The following is a 16,493-nucleotide window of genomic DNA, read 5'->3' on the forward strand; positions in this document are numbered from 1 at the left end:
TTCGGGCGGCCGACGCGGCGGTTCGCGACCGCCGCCGGGAGTTCCCTTCGGGGATGATACACAATGAACGACGACAAAATCGGACTATCGCGGCGCAAGATGCTGGTCGGACTCGGTGCGGTCGGCGTGGCCTCGGCGGGCGCGGGCCTCGGCACCACGGCGTACTTCAACGACACGGAGACGTTCGTGAACAACGAGCTGACGGCCGGCTCGCTCGACCTGTTCGTCCACGTCGACTACTCCGAGGACCAGGGCAGCTACGCGCAGTACTCCACGGAGCCCGGCACCTACGTCGACGGGAACGTCGTCGGGATCGAGGGCCAGCAGATCGAGGGCGAGCCCCTCAGCATCCAGGTCTCCGACCTGAAGCCCGGCGACTCCGGCGAGGGCGAGTTCTGCTTCTCGATCGTCGACAACCCCGCGTACATGTGGATGTGCGGTGAGCTGACCGCGAACGACGAGAACGGAATGACCGAACCCGAGATGGACGACGACGACACGCCCGACGAGGGCGAACTCGCCGACGCGATGCAGGTGACCGTCTCGTACTGTACCGACGACGGCGACGGCGGCAACGAAATCGGCGACGAGATCGTCTCCGGCTCGCTGGCGGAGGTCATGCTCGCGCTCCAAGCCGGCGTCCCGCTGTCCAGCGACGGTGACGCGAACGCGCCGCTCGCGGACCGCCCCACCTTCGATGGCGTCACCGAGGCGTTCACCGACGGAGAACCGAACGTCGACGAGCAGTGCGTCTGCTTCACCTGGGAGGTACCGACGAGCGTCGAAAACGAGATCCAGACGGACTCGGTCATGTTCGACTTCGAGTTCTACGCGGTCCAGGCTCGCCACAACGACGGGGCGCACAACCCCTGCGTCGACGAGACCGTCGTCACGGCGTACGACAACAGCTGGAAGGGCCAGACGCTCGGCAACCCCACCGAGGGGAACGTCTACACCAGCGTCTCGTTCGGCCAGAATCAGACCGTTCTGAGCTTCGCGTTCGCCGACGACGGCGACGGGGTCGACTTCCTCGACACGGCGGACTACTCCAGCACGAATCTCCCCGTGGCGGTCGACGCGGACGACGACGGCACGCACGACTGGCAGGTCATCTGGCAGCCCAACGCCGGGTTCCCGGACGCCCCGTTCGGATACAAGGAGAACAACAGTGGCAGCTACGGTCCGGCTCAGCCGCTTCCGGCCGGCTTCTCGGCGGCGAAGGTCGGGAACACGATCGTGTTCGGGATCCCGAATAGCGAGATCGGCTCGACGTTCCGGCTGCTCGGATACGGCAGCACCGGCGGCGAGGGACCCATCGCGGAGGTCAACGTGGACCCCTCGCTGGGCCCGGACTTCTACAACAGCGCGAACGCGATCGAGTTCAGCGACTGATGTGCTGACGACGCCGCTCGAAGCGGCGTGACCGCCTCCCACCCCGGACCCGCGCGGGCGGCCGGGACGACGGTTCGACCCCGTCGGTGGGACTCCCTTCGGGGAATTACACTCATGACAGACAACGACGACATCGACACGATCGGACTGTCGCGGCGAACGGTGCTGGCCGGCCTCGGCGCGGTGGGCGTCGCCTCCGCGGGGGCGGGCCTCGGTACCACGGCGTACTTCAACGACACCGAGTCGTTCGAGGGCAACCAGCTAACCGCCGGCCAGCTCGACCTGCTCGTCGACTGGCAGCAGACGTACGACTTCGGCGACGGCCACCAGTTCGTCAACGCGCACCCCGACCACGACGGCGACGGCGAACAGTCGATCCTCGATCCCGAGACGGAAGAAGTCATTAAGTACAGCGACTTCCCGGACGAGGACGACGAGGACAGCAACGGGGCGAACATCACCGGCCTGAATTGTGAGAACATCCCACCGCTCTCGGAGGCGAACTTCAGGCACGACCCCGTCACTGGTGAGGAGATGGACAGGCTCGTCCAGTTCACCGACGTAAAACCCGGCGACTCCGGCGAGATCACCTTCTCGCTCCACCTCTGTGACAACCCCGGCTACATCTGGATGCAGGCGGACAACGTCAGTGACAACGGCGGCACTGCCACCGAGCCCGAACTGATCGTCGACCCGGACAACCTCGGCGACCTCGGCGACGCGATCCAGGCGACGCTCTGGTACGACGAGGACTGCGACAACGTGTACGACGGCGCGGAGCCGGTCGACATCATGCTGACGCTCGACTTCTCGGGCTCGATGCTGTACGAGCAGTACGGCGGCCTCGTCAGCGAGGACGATATCACGGTCGGCGGGACCACCTACACCGAGACGACGAAGATCGACCTCGTCGAGCTCGGCACCCGCCAGTTCGTCAGCTACCTCCAGTCACAGGGGTCGGACGTTCAGGTCGGTGTGGCGTACTTCGACGGCGAGGGGAGCGACGACTCCGTGCCGCGGACGGGGATCCTCCAAGGCCTGACGAGCGACCTCTCCGTGGTGGACGCGCAGCTGACGGATCTCCGGCAGAAGCTCGCGGACGTGGTGACCGGTCCCAGCCCCTCGACGCCGGGCGACGGCGACGGCGACCCCGATCCGTTCGCGAACGCGAACGGTATCGCGACGGGCACCTACATCGGCGAGGGCGTCGACGACGCGCAGGCCGAGCTCGACGCGAACGGACGTAGCGGCGTCGAGTACCGGAACATCGTCCTATCCGACGGCGAGTCGTTCAACGGGGACGGCAGCACGTCGTTCTCATCGCCGACCGGCGCGGCGGCCGACGCCCGCGCGGCGTCGCCGAACCCCGCGACGAACGTGTACACGATCAACGTCGACGGCAGCGCGAGCACGCTCCAGGCGATGGCCGGCGCGGCCGGCGGCCTGGGTGGTGACCCGGCGTTCTTCAACGACGTCAGCGATCCGTTCAACATCCCGACGGTGTTCGGTAACCTCGCGGCACAGACCGCACAGGAGAAGAAGATCATGGAGGACTCGCTCGGCAACGTCCTCACGGCGCTCGCCGACGGGAACGGCGTGCCGCTCGACGCGATCCGGACGACGACGTACGACGAGCTCTCGGATCCGGCGAACGACCCGGACCGCGAGCCGTTCCGCGGCGACGGCGTGATGCACTGCGTCGCGCTCTCGTGGGAACTGCCGTTCGACGTGGGCAACGAGGTCCAGGGCGACACGCTCGGCTTCGACCTCGGCTTCTACACCGAGCAGGCGCGCCACAACGACGGCGCGGGGCCGTCCCAGACGGCCTGAGCGATCGGAGCGACCGAGTCTATCGGACGACCGCGGGGGGGTACGGCGCCCGTACCGCCGGGTACGGTCACCGGACCGGCCGGGTAGGGCGCGCATACATACGGGCGCGGTCGGCGTGGTGAGGGGTATCGAGGGGCGGGGACGCATCGACGAAACGGCCGTTCGGAGCCGCGACGACACACAATGACACAGAAAGAATCGGGACTCACGCGGCGGGAGGCACTCGCGGGCGCCGGAGCCGTCGGCTTCGCGACCCTCGGGGCCGCCTCCGGACGGCGGACGGGGACGGACAACTGGGACGAGTACTCGGACTACACGTACGCCCAGTCGGACACGCCGTGGGACCTGCTCGTCGGGTGGCGGCGCACGGAGAACGGGACGGTCGTCGGTTCGAGCCCGACCGATAGCTTCGACGACGTCGAGGCGGCCGGAATCCGGCTCGTCGACATCGACAACGCGCTGCCGGGCGACTACGGCACCGCGAGCGTCGGGCTCCGGCTCGACGACCCCGCTGAAACCGCGCCGGACGGGGTCCGCGTGTGGCTGCGGATCGATCCCCACCTCGACGGCGCCGACGCCGCGAGCGCGGCGCTCGCCGAGCGTATCAGCCTCGAGGTCCGGTACGACACGGGGATCCTCGGGATCGGCGGCTGCGCGGGCGCCGAGAGCGACTTCGCGGGCTACGGCGAGCGGATCGCCGACGGCACGCTCGCGGAGCTCGACGGCTCCGCGCTCGCGACGGGCGTCGAGCTCACCCCCGATCTCCTCGGGAACGGCTGTCTCCGGACCGACGAGCGGCGCTGTCTGATATTCTCGTGGGCGTTCGACGAGGAGGGCGGCAACGCCGGACAGGGCGGCGCGATCGACTTCGACGTGGAGTTCGCCGCGGACGACTGCGCCGCCGAGGGGAACCCGTTCGACATGAACGGCGAGGCGAACGAGACCGATTCGACCGGCATCGGCAGTTCGGTCGACGCCGGCGGTTCGACCGACACCGGCGAGGGGTCCGTATGACCCCCGGAGACGGGACGCGGCGCCCGAGCGGTCTGAGTCGGCGGCGGCTGCTCGCCGGCATCGGCGGCGTCGGCGCCGTCGGGATGGCGAGCGGCATCGGCACGGGCGCGTACCTCTCGGACCGGGAGACGTTCGCTGACAACGCGTTCGGCGCCGGCTCCGTCGAACTGATCGTGAACGACGCGGTCTCCGACGGGACCTTCGCGGTCGACGTGTCGGGGATACGGCGGGGCGACTCCGGCCACAAGAAGTTCGAAATCGACGTGCGAACGAACCCCGCCCGGGTCTGGATCGCGACCGACTGTCCGGACGACGGCGCGCTCGCGCGCGCTCTCGAAGTCGAGATCTCCGTCCTCGGCGGACCGTCGCTGACCGACGGCTACCGCTCTCTCGCGGACGTCGAGCGCGACCTCGTCGCGGGCGAGCGGATCGACGCGGACTGTCTCGTCCCCGAGGAGCCCGTGACCCTCGAGGTGGCCTGGCGGCTGCCCGCCGACGCGCCCGACGAGGCGGCGGACGAGGCGACCGACCTGCGGTTCCGGCTGTACGCCGAACAGTGTCGCCACGTCAGCGAGACCGACGCGGCGGAGTCGAACCCCTTCGCCGACCGGGTCTGTGAGGAGTCGGGGAACGAGTGCCTCGCGTGCGTCGAGTTCGGGAAGGCCGAATTCGGCGACTCTCCGGTCGCGGTCGGGGACGCGCTCTCGCTGATCGAACTCCCCGACGGCGTCGGTGAATACGAGATCGCGATCACCGCGGTCGAGACGAAAGACGAGGGAGGCAACGCCGAGACGGTCGGCGTCGAGTTCACTCTCCAAGACGCCGACGGGGATCCCGGACCGGACATGTGTAAGGTCGAGATCAAGGGCGGGCCAGGGACCGAGTCCTACGAGATCGACCCGGTCTCCACGGAGACGGGCGAGATCCTGTTCGCGCCACTGAAGCCCGACAAGGACAAGCGACACGGGATCAGCAACATCGTCGTCTTCGTCTGTTCCGATTCGGGCGACGGCGACGACCCCGACGAGGACGAGACGGTCGACTGCGTCGTCTGTGACGACGAGAACGCCTCGCTCGCGACGCTCGACGTCCTCTACCGCGGCGACGACGAGCCGTCGATCACCGTCGTCTCGACGAAGGGCGGCACCAGCGGGACGCTGTTCACGGGGACGGTCGCCAACGGCGACGTGTTCACTCTCGACGGGAGCGACGTCGAACACCAAGGGAAGGGGAAAGGCCCCGACAAGCTCGGCCCGGAGGTCGAGATACGGGTCGACGACGGAGCGACGACCCCGATCCACGTGAGCTGCTCGGAGCCGCTCACGGTCGGAATGCGGTTCGGACCCGAAGACGAGTTCGAGATCGACGGCGGCACGACCACGAAGGGCGCGCGGCTCTGCGGCGCGGAGGACAACTGATGAACCACACACTCACATCACCACGGATCAGGAAGGCGGCGAACGTACTCGGGATCGTCCTGTTGCTCGCGCTCGTCGCGCCCTTCGCGGTGTACGCCGCGCCGGAAATCGTCGGCGCCGACGAGAGCTTCGTCGTGCTCACGGCGAGCATGACGCCCGCCATCGCGCCGGGCGACGTGGTGATCGTGGCCGAGCGCGACCCGACGACGGTCGTTGACGGCGACGTGATCACGTTCATGCGCGGCACGAGCGAGGTGCCGGTGACGCACCGCGTGATCGACGTCGTCGACGAGGGCGGGACACTCGCCTTCGAGACGATGGGCGACGCGAACGAGGGGCCGGATCCGGGGCTCGTCCCCGCCGGGAACCTCGTCGGCGTGGTCGCGCTGACGATCCCGTACATCGGGTACGTGATCCAGTTCGCGGGCACCCAGGCCGGGTTCGTCACGCTGGTGTTGCTCCCGTTCGGCCTGCTCGCGGTCACGGAGGTCTGGTCGATCGTTCGCAGCCGCGAGGAGACGCACACGGGCGCAGACGCGGGCTCGGACACGGGCTCGGACACGCCGGAAGCGACGGCCGACGGATTCGTCGGCCCGGACGCGATCGCGGCGCCCGGCGCCGTGGCGTCCGACGGGACCGACGCGGCACCCGCGGAGACCGCCGAAGACGACGTTGCTTCCGCGGAGACCGCCGCGACCGGTTCCGGGGGAATCTCCGTCGACGCGGTCGGCGGCGCGGCGGCGGTGTTGCTGGCGTTCGCGCCGTACGCCGCCTACGTGGCGTTCGAACTCCGCACCGCTGCGACTATCGCGGTCGCGGTGGCGGCGGCGACGCTGCTGCTCGGCGCGCTCGCGGCGTGGGTTCCGGCCAGCGGCGTCCTCGACCGGAACCGACCGAGCGCGGAGCCGGCGACGGTCAACGACGCGGCGAGCGACGACGCGGTAATCGATGACGCCGCGGACGGCGCAGCGGACGACCACGCCGCGGGCGACGACATCGCGGCCGACGCGGCGGGCGACGACCACGGACCGGAGTACGCCGAGCGAGCGAGCGATTCGGTCGAACCGTCGGGTTCGGCGGCGGTGACGGACGGGTCCGGGGGGGTTCAGTCGGCAACGGCGCCGGCCTCGTCGCCGTCGACGACCCCACCGTCACAGCCGGACCGCGCCGGGGAGGTGGACTGATGGCCGTGAACCGCGGCCTCGTCGGCCTCGTCGCCGTCGCGGTGCTGGTGTGGGGAGTCGCCTTCGGCGGCGGGCTCACGCTGGCCGTGCTCACGTCGAGCGCGAACGTGACGACCACGTTCGAAACGGTCGAGGAGTTCGATCCGATCGTCGAGGAGACGGAGGGGGATTTCAGGATGGCGACGCTCCCAGTTGAGAGCGGAACGAACGCGACGACGCCGGGCAACGCGACGACGCCGGGCAACGCGACGACGCCGTCGGGCAACGCGACGACGACGCCGGGCAACGCGACGACACCGGGCAACGCGACGACGCCGGACAACGCGACCGTGTCGGCTCCCGAGAGCGCCTCGGCGCCGCCGGACAACGCGACCGCGTCGGATAACGAAACTGCGCCGGACAACAAGCCCGCACCTGACAACGCGACGCAGCCGGACAACGGGCCCGCACCGCCCGAGAACGCCTCGGCATCCGACGACGAACCCGCGCCGGACAACGAGCCCGCGCCGCCTGAAAACGAAACTGCGCCGGACGACGAGACGGAGGAGGACGAATCGACTCCGGACAACGACGAGACGACGCCTCCCGAGAACGACTCGAAGCCGGCCGGGGACGCGTCTGATCCGAGCGGCTCGGAGCCCGCCGCGTTCGTCCCGACCGGGGTGTGAGTATGAACTCGCCGATCCGGCCGCGAGGGTCCGCGTCGGAATGCGGCGGCGAGGCGTGGGCCCGTCAGCCCTCGCTCGTGACGAAGCTCAGGGTGCTGCTGTTGTTCCTCGCGCTGTTTCTGTTCGTGCTCCTCGCCGGTCTCGTTCGCAGTCTCGGGTGAGTCCTCCCGGATTCCGGGCATCGTCGGCGGGATTATGTACCGAACTGACGAAGCCTCACGCGAGAGATGGTCGCGCTCGACGCCTACGCGTTCGTCTTCGTCGCCGGCCTGATCACGGCGCTTGCGACGGGGATCGGCGCGTTGCCGTTCTTCTTCTTCGAGACGATCAGCGACCGCGGGAACGTGGCGCTGTGGGGGTTCGCGTCGGGGATCATGCTCGCGGCGTCGCTGTTCGGACTGGTCCAAGAGGGGCTCGCGGAGGGAACGCCGGTCGAAATCGGGGTCGGCATGCTCGCGGGGGTCGCCCTCGTCGTTCTCGCGCACGACGTGCTGATGGACGCCGAGATCGACCCCCGGGAGTACGCGGAGGCGGACTTCAAGAAGCTGATCCTGATCCTCGGGGTGCTGACGGTCCACAGCTTCCCGGAGGGGATCGCGGTCGGCGTCTCCTTCGCGGACCTCGGCGTATCGGGCGGCACCGCGCTGTTCGGCTTCACGGTCCCGCTGTTGGCCGTGTTCATGACCGTCGCCATCTCGATCCACAACGTCCCCGAGGGGACGGCCATCTCGATCCCGCTGCGGGCGATGGGCGTCTCGAAGTGGAAGATGGTGTGGTGGTCGGTGTTCTCCAGCCTCCCGCAGCCGATCGGCGCCGTCGTCGCCTTCGCGTTCGTGCGGTACGCCCGCGAGTTCCTCCCGTACGGCTTCGGCTTCGCGGCGGGCGCGATGATCTACCTCGTCCTCACCGAGTTCGTCCCCGAGGCGCTCGAAACGGGCGCCGACCTCCCGCACGGCGGCAAGCGGGTCCTCGTCGGCGGCGTCGCGCTCGGCGTCGCGCTGATGATCCCGCTCGCGTATTTATAAGCGACCGAAGGCGACGACGAGGTATTTTAAACGAGAGTGACCGGCTGCGACGATCGTTTATAAAACGCAGTGCGGTGGCGCGTGCCGACGAGCGCCCGGTAGGGCGCGAGTCGCAGGCGCGAGGGACGCGGCGAGCGAGGGGGCGACCGAAGGGAGCCCCGAGCGAGCCGCGAGGCTGGGGAGGTGTGAGGTGCGGTCGCTGTGCGGTGCGGGGTGGGACTCAAAGGGGCAGTCGCGAGGACGGCGCAGGCGACGCGAGCACCGCAGGAGCGAGTGGAACGAGCGACGAGGAGCGCGGCGAGCGTGCGCCGTCCTCGCGGCTGGGGCTTTGGAGGCGTTCGTCGCCGATCTTCCGGAAACCGTTTATAAATAAGCGACTGGGGCTTTGGAGGCGTTCGTCGCCGATCTTCCGGAAACCGTTTATAAATAAGCGACTGGGGCTTTGGAGGCGTTCGTCACCGATCTTCCGGAAACCGTTTATAAATAAGCGACTGGGGCTTTGGAGGTGTTCGTCGCCGATCTTCCGGAAACCGTTTATAAATAAGCGACTGGGGCTTTGGAGGCGTTCGTCACCGATCTTCCGGAAACCGTTTATAAATAAGCGACTGGGGCTTTGGAGGCGTTCACCAGCTGTCATCCATTTATAAACAACCACCCGATTCGACGGCTCACTCGCCACCCAACACGGTCGGGTTGACCGCACCCGAGCCCTCGCCAACGTCGTAGCCGCGGCGGACCGCCTCGGTCATCTCCTCGACCGCGGCGCCGACCGCCTCGGGGAGCGACTCTCCCCGCGCCAGCCGCGCCGCGATCGCGCTCGATAACGCGCAGCCGGAGCCGTGGGTCGCGTCGGTGTCGATCCGGGGCGTCTCGAAGCGGTCGACGGTCGGCTCGCCGCGCTTCGCGGTTTCGCCCCCACCCGCACCTGCTGCGCGAACGAGCGTGTCGACGACGACGCCCTCCTCGACCGATTCACCCTCGGTCAGGTGCCCCCCTTTCACCAGCGCCGCGTCCGCGCCGAGCGCGACGAGCTCCCGCCCGGCCGCCTCGGCCTCGGCCGGGGTCTCGACCGGTTCGTCGGTCAACACCGCGGCCTCGTCGGCGTTCGGCGTGACGAGCGTCGCGGCCGCGACCAACTCCTCGTAGGCGTCCTCGGCGGCGGGCGAGAGCAGCCGGTCGCCGGTCGCCGCGACCATCACGGGGTCGACGACGAGGGGCGCGTCGGCGTCCCCCGCCAGCTCCGTCACCGTCTCGACGATCTCGGCGGTCGCCAGCATCCCCGTCTTGACCGCGCCGAGGTCGAAGTCGTCGGCGACCGCCGCGTACTGGCTCGCGACGTGATCGGCCGGGAGCGGGTGGACGTCCTCGACGCCGCGGGTGTTCTGTGCGGTCGTCGCCGTCACGACCGACGCGCCGAAGACGCCGTGCGCGCGCATCGCCGTCAGGTCCGCCTGAATCCCCGCCCCGCCGCCGCTGTCGCTGCCGGCGACCGTCAGCGCGACCGGCGAGTCGACCGGGTCGTACTCGGGCATACGCGGCGATACAACTTGATGATATTAATCGGTGGTGGTTCACTCACCCTCGACGCTCCCGAACGCCGCCTGCCGTCGCCGAACGACCTTTTCGGCTCGGGGCCGTACCCCGGATCATGGCAACCGACTCCGACGCCGCGACCGGCGCCGACGAGGCCGAGGCGATCACCGTCTACTCCGACTACGTCTGTCCGTTCTGCTTCCTCGGGCGGCGGTCCCTCGCGAGCTATCAGGAGACGCGCGAGGAGCCGCTCGACATCGACTGGCACCCGTTCGACCTCCGCGCGGGCCAGCGCGGGCCGGACGGCGAGATCGACGGCGACGCCGACACCGGGAAAGACGAGGAGTACTACGAGCAGGCGCGCGAGAACGTCCGCCGGCTTCAGGAGGAGTACGGCGCGGAGGAGATGGAGCTCGAGCTCGCGACCGACGTCGACTCGCTGCCCGCGCAGGTCGTCTCGGTCCGCGTGCGCGAGACCGCGCCGGACGCGTGGCTCGCGTTCGACGAGGCCGTCTTCGACGCGCTCTGGCTGGAGGGGCGCGACATCGGCGACCGCGACGTGCTCGCCGACATCGCGGCCGACGTCGACGGGCTCGACGCAGCCGTGGTCGACGAGGCGCTCGGCGACGACGACCTCCGCGAGCGCGTGACCGACATGTTCGACGCCGCGAGGCGGCAGGGCGTCACCGGCGTCCCGACGTTCGCGTACGAGGGCCACGCCGCGCGGGGTGCGGTCCCGCCGGAGCAGCTCGAACGGCTCGTCGAAGGCGTCTGATCGCGACGGACTCGGGAGCGCCGATCAGCCGTCCGCGTCGGGAGCGGAGCCGGAACGTCTTCCGTCCCCCGCGGCGCCCGATTCGGCGGCGTCGGCGCGGGAGCCCACGAATCGGTGCGCGAGCGCGACGCAGCCGAACGCGAGCGCGAAGCCGGCGACGACGTCGGTGAGCCAGTGGATTCCGAGGTACATGGTCGCGATCACGACCGACAGCGAGAGCGGGACCGCGATCAGCGTCCACAGCGGGTACTCCTCGCGGGTCAGAATCGCGAACGTCCCGACGGTGACCGAAAGCGAGGTGTGCAGCGACGGGAAGACGTTCGAGGCCTCGTTCACCTCGCTCGCGAGCAGTATCACGTCCGGCTGGTTGGTGAACAGCAGCGGCGTCACCATGTCGGGTATCACGTTCCGCGGGCCGTGCGCGAACACCAGCGTGTAGAGGACAAGTCCGACCCCGTAGTTGAGCGCGTACGCGACGAGCAGTCGCCTGACCGGCGTGGTACGGGGTAACGCGAGGTACGCGATCACCGGGAACGCGAGGAGGAACGCGTACCCGTACACGTACACCCGCGAGAAGTAGGCGGTCAGCGGGGGCGACGCGAACGTCGCCTGAACCCACGCGACGAAGCCGCCCTCCAGCCCGTAGATGAGCGCCGTCGCTTGGATCCCGAAGAGCCTGGAGACGTCCAGCAGCGCCGGGCGGCCGACCGCGCTGGCGAGAAGCACCACGCAGACGAGCGCGACGGCCCGACGCGCGTCCCAGATCCGCCCGCGAACTCCGCCCCACGTCTCCCGAAGTCGAGCCGGACCGATTACCACGACGCTCGCGACGGCCAGCATCGCCCCGACCCACGCCACGACCGACGTGAGGACGGACAGAAGCGGCGTCATTGCCCCCGCGAGAGCAGCCGGCCGTCCTCGTCGAATCGATACCCGATCTCTCGGAGCGCCGCGCGGGCCGCCTCGACGTCGAGCGACCCCGCGTCGTCGAAGAACGGGTGAACGGGGTCAGTTCCGTCGTCCCACGCCAGCGAGTCGGGGACCGCGTCCGGCGACGCCGCGAGCGGCGAGGCCGCCGCCTGCGCGTACCCGTCGAACGTCTCGTCGACGACCGCGGACTTGTCGATCAGCCGCGCGATAACCGCCCGGAACCGGGGGTTCGACAGCGGGCTCTCCCGCACGTTGTACCCGACGTGGTAGAACGCCGCCGACCGACCGCTCACGAGCCGGGTGTCGTCCGAGCGGCCGATCCGGGGGACGGACTCGGGGCCGAGGTTCGAGACGGTCGCGTCCGCGAGCCCCTCGGCGACAGCCTCCACGGCCGAGATATCCGACGGGGACACCTCAACTCGGAGCCGGTCGAACGCCGGCTTCCCGTGGTACCGCGGCGGGATTCCCGCTCGCGGGTCAGTCGTCTCCCCCGAGGTCTCCGAGTCGGCGTCGGGCGCCGGACGGACGAGGAAGTGGTCGGGGTTGCGCTCGAAGACGACCGACTCGCCGGCGGTCGCCTCGACGAACCGCAGCGGGCCGCTCCCGACCGGGTCGGGGTTGTTCGTGACGACCGCCTCCGTCGTCTCGAAGTCGAACTCGAAGCCGGCGATCGTCGCCGCCTCGGTCCGCTCCGACCAGACGTGTTCCGGGAGGATCGGCACCTGGAGCGCCCGCGTGACGACCGTCTCGTTGACGTCGGGCACGGTGAGCCGGACCGTCGCGTCGTCGAGGACCCGCTCGTCCTCGACGAGGGAGCTCCGCCCGCGGAACCGCGGTGTCGGCACCGGCGTCTCGACGCTCCCCAGCGAGGTGTCCCGGAGGAACCGATAGGTGAACGCGACGTCGCTCGCCGTCACGGGTTCGCCGTCGTGCCACCGAGCGTCGCGGACGTCGACGTCGACGGTGTTCGCGCCGGGGCGCTCCCAGTCGGCCGCCAGCCACGGGACGGTCGACTCGCCGTCGGTGCGGACGAGCGGGTCGTACAGCAGCCCGGTGAACGTGCCGTGCTTCCGGTACTCCGCGGCGATCGGGTTCCAGTTCTCCGTGATCCGGTCGTCGGTCGTCACCAGCCGGAGGGCGGTCCCCCCCTCGCCGTCGGCGTCCGCGCCGCCCGCCGTCGCCGACGAGGTCGTGTTGCCGCCGTCCGCCGTCGCGTTGCCCCCGTCCGACCATCCGTCTCCCGACGCGTCGGCGTCGGGGGCGCCGTCAAGGCCGAGGAGCCCGGTGACCGACACCGGCTGGCGGTCGGCCGTCCACCCCTCGAACCGGTCGCCCCGGACGGCGGTGAGCGCGTCGGGGAACGCGACGACGGAGAACGGCTGGAGGTCGCACACCGTCTCCTGAAGCGCCTCGACGGCGTCCGATCGGTCGCTCCCGGTCGCGCGGCGCTGTCGCTCCAGCAGGTCGTCGACCGCGATCTCCGTGAGTCCGAAGGGGTTCTGCCACCCCGGCTCCGCGACGAACTTCGAGTGCGTCAGCCCGTACAGCGCGTCCGAGTCGAACGGGTCCGTCTCCACGAACTGGCCGACGTAGATGTCGAAGTTCTGGTTTATGAGCACCTTCCGCCAGAGGTCGGTCTGTCCGACGGTGTTGAGCCGGACGTCGATGCCGACGGCGGTCAGGTGCTCTTCGAGCTGTCTCGCGATCCGGATCCCGTTCGGGTCGCCGTCGGCCGGCGTGGCGTTGATCTCCAGGGTCAGCTGCGAGTGCGGGTCCCGCCCGGCGATGTTCTCCGTGCGACCGAGACAGCCGGCGCTGGCGGCCGCGAGGCCGAACCCTGCGAGCGCCGCTCGTCGACTGATGGGTCGCGTCATCCGTTCGTTTTTCCCTGTTTTCCGTCACCGGATATATCTCTTCTGTGCCGTCACCGCACCGAGAGGTCGTCGTCGCCGGCGATCGACGCGGCCTCGTCCGGAGGGGTCTCCTCCCAGTCGGTGCTCGGGTCGCCCTCGATGGCGGTCCGGGTCGCCGCCGCGTCGGCGTGGAACACGACGTTGATCGCGAGGGTTCGACCCTCGACACCCCTCGTTCGGCTCGTGTACGGCCAGAGCCGGTAGTTCCCGTCGACCTCGATGAGGCGGTCGTCCGTCACCTCGTCGACCGTCGGCTCCTCGGCGATATCGACGGAGAAGCCGGAGAGGACGAGGCCGCCCCCGACGACGGCGAGGAGGGCGACGACGACCGCGATCCGCTTCGTGCGGTCCAGCAGAACCCCGGAACACAAACGTTTTCGGCCTGTCAGCCGCGTTACCGCCGAAATATCTCACGGATTGCGGCGGTCACCACGTCTCGACGACGCCGTCGCGGACGTCCTCGGCGCAGCCCTCGCAGTCGGGGTGACCGGACTCGAAGCAGGCGGGGCGCCCCTCGGCGTCGACCGGCACGGTCCGGCGCTCCGCGTGGCGGCGACAGACGATGCGGGCCGCACCGGCGTCGTCGGTCGGGAGGTCGAACCGGGCCGCCGCGGCCGCGTCGCCCTCGGGGTCGTCGCGCCCCTCGGCGTAGGCGCGTCTGGCCTCCTCGAACTGCTTGCCCGCCTTCCGGAGCTGCTGGCGGATGACGCGTTCGAGCCGGTCGTCCATACCGCCCGTTTCGGCGCGGCGGATATAGGTCCGTTGGCGGTCCGCGTCGTCAGACCGCCCGGCACTCGCGACCCCGGGAAACGCCGACCCCGGGAAACCTTGATGAGACGCCCGAGCGATCGCTCGGGCATGTCCGACGACTGCATCTTCTGTTCGATCGTCGCCGGGGACATCCCCGCTCGGACCGTCTACGAAACCGATTCCGTGCTGGCGTTCCTCGACGCGAACCCGCTCGCGCGCGGACACACGCTCGTAATCCCGAAGGAACACGCGCAACACGTCGGCGACCTCGACGCCGACCTCGCGAGCGACCTGTTCGACGCGGTCGCGTCGCTCACGCCGCGGATTGAGGCAGCGGTCGACGCCGACGGCGCCAACGTCGGCGTCAACGACGGCGAGGCGGCCGGTCAGGAGGTCCCGCACGTCCACGTCCACGTCGTCCCGCGGTTCGAGGGCGACGGCGGCGCGCCGATCCACGCGGTGGCGGGCGCTCGACCGGATCTCTCGGACGACGAGCTCGACGCCGTCGCGGACGAGGTCGCGGCCGCGATCGAGGGGTAGGAACGCGACGGACCACGCGACGCGACGCGATACCGCGCCGCTCAGCTTCGGTCTTTTTACAAACGACCTCCGGCGAGAGCGGCACATGCAGGCGACGACGCTCGCGCTCGTCGGGGCGACCGGCGGCGCGGGAACGACGCGGACCGCTGTCGAGCTGGCGGCGATGGGCGCGCGCGACGGCGACGACGTCGCGGTCGTCGACGCCGCGTTCACGACGCAAGGCCTCTCCGAGTACGTGGCCGGACGGATCGACCCCGACCTGACCGCGCTCCTCACCGACGACCCGGACGCGGCGCTGTCGGCTGCGGCGTACCCCGTCGCCGGAACCGGCGCGGTCGCCGAGCGCCCCAGGACCGGCGGTGCCCGCGACGACGATCGCGACGCGCCGGACCTCCCCGGACGCGTCGACGCGATTCCCGCGAGGGCGCCGTTCGAACGCGTCGCGCGGGCGAAGACCGCGGAGGCCGCCCGGAAGCTGGAGCGGCGGATCGACGAGGCGGCGACGACGTACGACGCGGTGGTCGTCGACGCCGCGCCGGTCGGGTCGAACGAGGCGGTCGCGGCCGCGACGACCGTCGACCGCGCGGTCGCCGTCAGACCGGCGACGGCCCACGGGCGCGACGCGGCCCAGCGGCTCCGCGGGCGGATCGCCGACGTGGGCGGAAGCCTCGACGCGACGCTCGCGGTCGAGCGGGCGGGACCCGGCGGCGGTGGCGACGAAGACGAGCGCGACGACGGCGACAGCGGCGTCGTCCGCGTTCCGGCGACCGACCCCGACGTGGCGGCCGCGCCGACCGCGGCAACGGGAGACGACGCGTACGCGCGGGCGGTCGCGACCGCCTACGAGACCGCGTTCGACGCGTCCATCCGCGTCGAGTTCCCGGAGCCGGGGCTCGTCGAGCGGTTCACGCCGTAAACGGGGGTCGCGGCCGGACGGGGTCGGGAAGCGAGGCGGACTCAGCGGATCCCGTCGCCGGCGCCGAGCGCGTCGCCGAGGGGGTCGTCGGCGCCGAGTTCCTCGCCGAGCGGCGCGGAGCCGGCGACCTGCGCGTCGACCGCCGCCGCGACGGGCTCGACCGGCTCGTGCGTCTCGACGTACGTCGCCAGCGCGAAGTCCGCCTCGTCGCCGCCGGTGAGCTCGACGGCCTCGCTGCGCGAGGTCCGGCCCGCGAGCCAGTCGCGGACGACGTCGCGGCCGGTCGGCGAGAGCGGGCAGACGCCCGCGACGCCGCACCGGTGGAGCGCCTTCGCGGCCGTCATCGGGGAGACGTTCGCCTCGCGGGCGGCGTCGCCGACGCTCCGCCCGGCGGTGTAGGCGTCGACGAGCGCCGCGGTGGCCTCGGGCGTACACGGAAGCGACTCGGCGTGGGGCGACAGGCGGTCGACGAGCGGCGTCTCGGTGTCGTCCGCGAGCGCGACCCCCCGATCGCGCTGGCGCGAGGTCACCTCGACCCCGGCCGCGATCTCCGACAGCGTCATGCGAACCGATGGCTCGGGTAGAGGGTTAAAACCACCGTACTG

General features: G+C 70.3%; 17 protein-coding genes. 11 read left to right on the forward strand and 6 right to left on the reverse strand.

Annotated features, from left to right (window positions below):
* Window positions 1-63: 63 nt before the first annotated feature.
* From CPZ01_RS07455 to CPZ01_RS07485, 8 genes are all read left to right on the forward strand, one after another.
* Window positions 64-1,392 (forward strand): SipW-dependent-type signal peptide-containing protein, encoded by a 1,329-nt coding sequence (locus CPZ01_RS07455; protein WP_096394144.1) that lies wholly within the window; start codon window positions 64-66, stop codon window positions 1,390-1,392.
* Window positions 1,393-1,506: 114 nt separating this feature from the next.
* A complete protein-coding gene (locus tag CPZ01_RS07460) occupies window positions 1,507-3,222 on the forward strand; it encodes a SipW-dependent-type signal peptide-containing protein (RefSeq protein ID WP_096394145.1) in 1,716 nt (571 codons plus the stop codon).
* 183 nt (window positions 3,223-3,405) lie between these two features.
* A complete protein-coding gene (locus CPZ01_RS07465; protein ID WP_096394146.1) occupies window positions 3,406-4,236 on the forward strand; it encodes a hypothetical protein in 831 nt (276 codons plus the stop codon).
* On the forward strand, window positions 4,233-5,654 hold the full coding sequence (locus CPZ01_RS07470) for a DUF7467 domain-containing protein (RefSeq protein ID WP_096394147.1): 1,422 nt from the start codon (window positions 4,233-4,235) through the stop codon (window positions 5,652-5,654). Before CPZ01_RS07465 ends, CPZ01_RS07470 begins: the two co-directional genes overlap by 4 nt.
* On the forward strand, window positions 5,654-6,838 hold the full coding sequence (locus CPZ01_RS07475) for a signal peptidase I (protein WP_096394148.1): 1,185 nt from the start codon (window positions 5,654-5,656) through the stop codon (window positions 6,836-6,838). The genes CPZ01_RS07470 and CPZ01_RS07475 overlap by 1 nt, the downstream gene beginning before the upstream one ends.
* On the forward strand, window positions 6,838-7,506 hold the full coding sequence (locus CPZ01_RS07480; protein ID WP_096394149.1) for a hypothetical protein: 669 nt from the start codon (window positions 6,838-6,840) through the stop codon (window positions 7,504-7,506). The genes CPZ01_RS07475 and CPZ01_RS07480 overlap by 1 nt, the downstream gene beginning before the upstream one ends.
* A gap of 2 nt (window positions 7,507-7,508) precedes the next feature.
* Complete coding sequence (locus tag CPZ01_RS14985) at window positions 7,509-7,667, forward strand: hypothetical protein (protein WP_157745939.1); 159 nt, start codon at window positions 7,509-7,511, stop codon at window positions 7,665-7,667.
* 66 nt (window positions 7,668-7,733) lie between these two features.
* Window positions 7,734-8,531, forward strand: coding sequence for a ZIP family metal transporter (locus CPZ01_RS07485; protein ID WP_096394150.1), 798 nt, complete (start codon window positions 7,734-7,736; stop codon window positions 8,529-8,531).
* Between the two features lie 668 nt (window positions 8,532-9,199).
* Here CPZ01_RS07485 and thiD read toward each other — a convergent pair.
* Window positions 9,200-10,063 (reverse strand): bifunctional hydroxymethylpyrimidine kinase/phosphomethylpyrimidine kinase, encoded by an 864-nt coding sequence (thiD, locus tag CPZ01_RS07490; RefSeq protein WP_096394151.1) that lies wholly within the window; start codon window positions 10,061-10,063, stop codon window positions 9,200-9,202.
* 116 nt (window positions 10,064-10,179) lie between these two features.
* On the opposite strand from thiD, the gene CPZ01_RS07495 reads away from it, so the two are divergent.
* Window positions 10,180-10,839: a DsbA family oxidoreductase gene (locus tag CPZ01_RS07495; protein WP_096394152.1), complete on the forward strand. Its 660-nt coding sequence runs from the start codon at window positions 10,180-10,182 to the stop codon at window positions 10,837-10,839.
* Between the two features lie 24 nt (window positions 10,840-10,863).
* Here CPZ01_RS07495 and CPZ01_RS07500 read toward each other — a convergent pair whose 3' ends face one another.
* The 4 genes from CPZ01_RS07500 to CPZ01_RS07515 are packed head-to-tail and all read right to left on the reverse strand — an operon-like array spanning window position 10,864 to window position 14,411.
* The gene (locus CPZ01_RS07500) at window positions 10,864-11,730 is read right to left on the reverse strand and encodes a phosphatase PAP2 family protein (RefSeq protein WP_096394153.1); all 867 of its coding nucleotides are present in this window, start codon (window positions 11,728-11,730) and stop codon (window positions 10,864-10,866) included.
* Complete coding sequence (locus CPZ01_RS07505; RefSeq protein ID WP_096394154.1) at window positions 11,727-13,643, reverse strand: ABC transporter substrate-binding protein; 1,917 nt, start codon at window positions 13,641-13,643, stop codon at window positions 11,727-11,729. The genes CPZ01_RS07500 and CPZ01_RS07505 overlap by 4 nt, the downstream gene beginning before the upstream one ends.
* 50 nt (window positions 13,644-13,693) lie before the next feature.
* Window positions 13,694-14,053: a hypothetical protein gene (locus CPZ01_RS07510; RefSeq protein ID WP_231899157.1), complete on the reverse strand. Its 360-nt coding sequence runs from the start codon at window positions 14,051-14,053 to the stop codon at window positions 13,694-13,696.
* 55 nt (window positions 14,054-14,108) lie between these two features.
* The gene (locus CPZ01_RS07515; RefSeq protein ID WP_096394155.1) at window positions 14,109-14,411 is read right to left on the reverse strand and encodes a DUF7091 family protein; all 303 of its coding nucleotides are present in this window, start codon (window positions 14,409-14,411) and stop codon (window positions 14,109-14,111) included.
* A gap of 129 nt (window positions 14,412-14,540) precedes the next feature.
* On the opposite strand from CPZ01_RS07515, the gene CPZ01_RS07520 reads away from it, so the two are divergent.
* Together CPZ01_RS07520 and CPZ01_RS07525 are read left to right on the forward strand one after the other, a co-directional pair.
* Window positions 14,541-14,972: an HIT domain-containing protein gene (locus CPZ01_RS07520; protein ID WP_096394156.1), complete on the forward strand. Its 432-nt coding sequence runs from the start codon at window positions 14,541-14,543 to the stop codon at window positions 14,970-14,972.
* 85 nt (window positions 14,973-15,057) lie between these two features.
* A complete protein-coding gene (locus CPZ01_RS07525; RefSeq protein WP_096394157.1) occupies window positions 15,058-15,888 on the forward strand; it encodes a P-loop NTPase family protein in 831 nt (276 codons plus the stop codon).
* A 41-nt stretch (window positions 15,889-15,929) separates the two neighbouring features.
* Here the strand turns inward: CPZ01_RS07525 and CPZ01_RS07530 are convergent, their stop codons facing one another.
* Complete coding sequence (locus tag CPZ01_RS07530) at window positions 15,930-16,451, reverse strand: DUF7858 family protein (protein WP_096394158.1); 522 nt, start codon at window positions 16,449-16,451, stop codon at window positions 15,930-15,932.
* Window positions 16,452-16,493 lie beyond the last annotated feature (42 nt).

This window comes from Halorubrum trapanicum (genome assembly GCF_002355655.1).
GTDB classification, from domain to species: domain Archaea; phylum Halobacteriota; class Halobacteria; order Halobacteriales; family Haloferacaceae; genus Halorubrum; species Halorubrum trapanicum_A.